At 69.8% G+C, this 4539-nt stretch carries 3 protein-coding genes; 2 read left to right on the forward strand and 1 reads right to left on the reverse strand.

Annotation, left to right across the window (positions count from 1 at the left end):
• The coding region (gene gltB, locus K0M70_RS03580; RefSeq protein ID WP_290779398.1) for a glutamate synthase large subunit at positions 1 to 3260 on the reverse strand (3260 nt) is incomplete at its 3' end.
• Between the two features lie 166 nt (positions 3261 to 3426).
• Between gltB and K0M70_RS03585 the strand changes: the two genes are divergently transcribed.
• Together K0M70_RS03585 and K0M70_RS03590 are read left to right on the forward strand one after the other, a co-directional pair.
• A complete protein-coding gene (locus tag K0M70_RS03585; protein ID WP_290779400.1) occupies positions 3427 to 4059 on the forward strand; it encodes a ParA family protein in 633 nt (210 codons plus the stop codon).
• Between the two features lie 33 nt (positions 4060 to 4092).
• A partial coding sequence (locus K0M70_RS03590; protein WP_290779401.1) for a histidine phosphatase family protein occupies positions 4093 to 4539 on the forward strand: 447 nt, incomplete at its 3' end.

Here is a 4539-nt window from a genome sequence, read left to right on the forward strand (position 1 = left end):
ACCACGTCCAGCCCGGTCTTGAGGCCGCCGTCGGCCTTCACCCGCACCTGGTGGCGCAGGTCGTTCAGGCGAAGCGTCTGCTGCACTTCCGCCAGGCCCATTTCCCAGGGCGTGCCGGCGTGGTGGATGGACGAGATGGGCGAGGCGCCGGTGCCGCCGTCGTGGCCCGACACGGTGATGAGGTCGGCATAGGCCTTCACCACGCCGGCCGCGATGGTGCCGATGCCGGCGTGCGACACCAGCTTCACCGACACCAGCGCGGCGGGGTTGACTTCCTTGAGGTCGAAGATCAGCTGGGCCAGGTCTTCGATGGAATAGATGTCGTGGTGCGGCGGCGGCGAAATCAGGCCGATGCCGGGCTTGGCGTAGCGCAGCGCCGCGATCATCGCGTTGACCTTGTGGCCCGGCAGCTGGCCGCCTTCGCCGGGCTTGGCACCCTGGGCGATCTTGATCTGCAGCACTTCGGCGTTCACCAGGTATTCGGGCGTGACGCCGAAGCGGCCCGAGGCCACCTGCTTGATCTTGCTGCGCTTCTCGGTGCCATGGCGCGCCGGGTCTTCGCCGCCTTCGCCCGAATTGCTGCGGCCGCCCAGGCGGTTCATCGCGGTGGCCAGCGCCTCGTGCGCTTCCGGGGAAAGCGCGCCCAGCGACATGCCGGCCGAATCAAAGCGCGCCAGGATGGCCTCGGCCGGCTCTACGTCTTCAAGCGCGATCGGCGCCACGTTCTCACGCAGCCGCAGCAGGTCGCGCAGCGCGGACGCGGGACGCGCGTCCACGTGGTCGGCGTACACGCGGTAGTCGGCCTCGTCGCCGCTGCGCACGGCGCACTGCAGGCTGGCGATCACGTCCGGGTTGTACATGTGGTATTCGCCGCCGACCATCAGCTTGTGGCGGCCGCCCGGCTCGATGTCCTCCAGGTCCATCCAGGCGCGCGCGGCCAGCTGTCGCGCTTCGTCCTCCAGCTCGGCGAAGCCCGCGCCCTGCAGCCGGCTCACCATGCCCGGGAAGCACAGCGCCACCACTTCATCGGCCAGGCCGACGATTTCAAACAGCTGCGCGGCGCGGTAGCTGGCGATGGTGCTGATGCCCATCTTGGAAATGATTTTCAGCAGCCCCTTCTTGATGCCGCGGCGGTAGCTGCGGCCCAGTTCGGCCGGCTCGTTGCCCTGCTTGCCGTCGACGATGCCGGCCTTGCCCAGCGCGGACAGCGTCTGGTACGCCAGGTAGGGATACACCGCCGTGGCGCCCACGCCGATCAGGCAGGCCATCTGGTGCGCGTCGCGGGCACTGCCGGTTTCGATCACCAGGTTGGCGCGGCAGCGCAGCCCGGTGGCCACCAGGTGGTGGTGCACGGCGCCCGTAGCCAACAGCGCAGGCACGGCCGCCAGCCCGCGCTCGGGATAGCGGTCGCTCAGCAGCACGATCACCGCGCCGGCGCGCACGGCCGCCTCGGCCTGCGTGCACATCTGGCGCAGCGCGTCCGCCAGCGACCGGTCGGCGCCGAAATACATCGGCAGCAGCACGTTCGCGCCGGCGAACTGCGGCAGCGACAGCAGCTGGCGCAGCTTGCGCTGGCTGAGCACCGGCGAATTCAGCATCACCTGCACGGCGTTGCCTGCACTTGCCTCGAACACATTGCCTTCGGGGCCCAGCTGCGTGCTGAGCGACATCACCACCTGTTCGCGCAGCGGGTCGATGGGCGGGTTGGTGACCTGCGCGAAAGCCTGGCGGAAATAGTCGTACACCGGACGCACCTGGCGCGACAGCACGGCCACCGGCGTGTCGTCGCCCATCGAACCGGTGGCTTCCTGTTCGGTTTCGGCCAGCACGCGCAGCTCGGCCTCGCGCTCTTCGCGGCTGAGCTGGAAGTATTTCTGGAAGCGCCGCAGCGTATGTGCGTCAAAGGGCTCGGCCGCCAGCGACGGGTCCACCAGGCTGGTGCTGAGGTAGGTGACGCCCTGCTTGAGCCAGGCCTTGAACGGCGCGCGCGTCTTGTTGATGGCGTCGATGGCGTCGGTGTCCAGCAGCACGCCGCGCTGCAGGTCCACCGCCAGCATCTCGCCGGGCCCAAGCTTGCCCTTGGCGACCACGTCCTCGTCGCGCACGTCGTAGACGCCCGTTTCCGACGCCACCACCAGGGTGCGGTCGGCGGTCAGCAGCCAGCGCGCCGGGCGCAGGCCGTTGCGGTCCAGGGTGCAGGCGGCGAAGCGCGCGTCGCACATCACGATGCCGGCCGGGCCGTCCCAGGGGTCCAACGACAGGCCGTAGTATTCGTAGAACGCCGCCAGGTCCGGGTCTTTGTATTCCAGCGACGCGGTGGCCGGCGGCACCAGGATGCGGATGGCCTGCAGCAGGTCCATGCCGCCGGCCAGCAGCAGCTCCAGCATGTTGTCCAGGCTCTGCGAATCCGAGCCGTGCTCGCTCACCAGCGGCGTCAGCGCCGCCAGGTCCAGCTCGGCCGAGTGCCAGTGCGCGGCGCGGGCGCGGGCCCAGTGCCGGTTGCCTTCGATGGTGTTGATTTCGCCGTTGTGCGCCAGCAGCCGGAACGGCTGGGCCAGCTTCCACGCCGGCGCGGTGTTGGTGGAGAAACGCTGGTGGAACACCACCACCGACGATGCCAACTCGGGCCGCGCCAGGTCGGGGAAGACGCTGGCCAGCGCATCGGGCAGCACCATCGCCTTGTAGCCCAGCGTGACCGCCGACAGCGTGACCACATAGAATTCGGGTTCGCCTTCGAGCTGCTGTTCCGCCGCACGCCGCGCCAGGAACAGCGCGCGTTCGAACGCCGCGCCCTGCATTCCGGCGGCGGGTTGAACGAACACCTGTTCAATCCGCGGCAGGCTGCGCAGCGCAATGGCGCCGCAGTCGGCGCGCGACACCGGCACTTCGCGCCAGCCCGACACCGTGAGCCCGCGCGCCATCAGCGCCGCTCCGAGCGCGCCGCGGGCCGCGCTGGCCGCCTCTGCATCCAAGGGCAGGAACACGGTGCCGCAGGCGTCGTTTTCGGCGAAAGACAGTCCCGCCTCGGCGGCCACCGCCGCCAGGAACGCCTGCGGACGCCGCAGCAGCAGCCCGCAGCCGTCGCCGCTCAGGCCGTCCGAACCCACCGCGCCGCGGTGCGTCAGCCGCGCCAGCGCGCGCAGGCCCGCGTCCACCAACCCGCGGTCGGGACGGTCGTCGAGGTTGGCGATCAGCCCGAAACCGCAGCTGTCGCGCTCGAAATCCGGGGAATGCAGGCCCGGGACCGGGGGTGCAGGCATGCGCCCTCCGCTGGTGGCATGTGGGACCCAAGGGACAGTGCGCGAAAGCGCCGTGAACGGGTTCAACCCCAAGGTCACACACCGCATTAGAGTTTCTGCTCGGTCGCCTTCCTCAGGCTGCGCAAGCCGGGTTAGAGTGAGGTCTCTTTCGTCGCGGAGGTACGCCATGCGCACGATCCTGGTCGCCAGTTCCAAGGGAGGCGCCGGCAAGTCCACGGTGTCCACCAACCTTGCCGCCTACTTCGCCGTGGAAGGCAAGGCCACCGCCATCCTGGACGCCGATAAACAGAAATCGGCCACCCACTGGTGCGAGAAGCGCGCCCACCTCGAATCCGCCGTGCTGCCGCTGGACGGCACCCGCCGGGGCTGGGACAAGTCGCTGCCCGAAGGCATCCAGCGCCTGGTGGTGGACGCCCCGGCCGGCGCGATGGGCGAAGACCTGGTCGCGTTCCTGGACATGGCCGACGCCGTCATCGTGCCCGTGCTGCCTTCGGCCATCGACCTCGAGGCCACCGTGCCCTTCCTCAACACCCTGGTGGCGCATCCGCGCGTGAAGAAAGGCAAGCTGCCGGTGGGCATCCTGGCCAACCGCCTCAAGCCCTGGACCAGCGCGTCCCAGCAGGCCGTGGCCCAGCTCAAGTCCTGGCCCTACCCGGTGGTGGGCGAACTGCGCGACACCCAGGCCTACGTGCTGATGGCCGCCCTGGGCAAGAGCCTGTTCGACTACCACTCCGAACAGATCCGCAGCCACCAGGAGGACTGGGCGCCGCTGCTGCGCTGGCTGAAGAAATCGCTCTGACCTGCACGCCCCTTCCCGCCGCCAAGGATTGCCATGCGCGAACTGATCCTGCTCCGCCACGCCCACGCTGAACCGCCCGCCCCGGGCCAGGAAGACTTCGACCGCCCGCTGTCCGCGCAGGGCCAGGCCGAGGCCGAGGCCGCCGGCCGCTGGCTCAAGGACAACGGCTACACCCCCGACCGCGTCGTCTGTTCGTCGGCGCGCCGCACCCGCGAAACCACTGAACAGGCCATGGCGGCCCTGGGCTTCATCGAGACGCGGCAGGAAATCCGCATCTACGACGCTACGCCCGGCCGCCTGATGCAGGTGGTGGACGAGAACCGCGATGTCCCCCGCCTTCTGCTGGTGGGCCACAACCCGGGCTTTGAACAGCTGGCCGCGCTGCTCAGCTCGGGCCAGTCGGGCGATTTCCGCGGCATGCCGGCCGGCGGCATCGCCGTGCTGTCGCTGCCCGCCGACGCCGCCCTCGAGCCCGGCATC

The sequence above is a fragment of the Arenimonas sp. genome, from assembly GCF_019459675.1.
Lineage (GTDB): Bacteria > Pseudomonadota > Gammaproteobacteria > Xanthomonadales > Xanthomonadaceae > Arenimonas.

Bases quoted from the DNA above. Each gene is read 5' to 3' on its own strand.
- K0M70_RS03585 (WP_290779400.1), top strand. From the start codon at position 3,427: ATGCGCACGATCCTGGTCGCCAGTTCCAAGGGAGGCGCCGGCAAGTCC.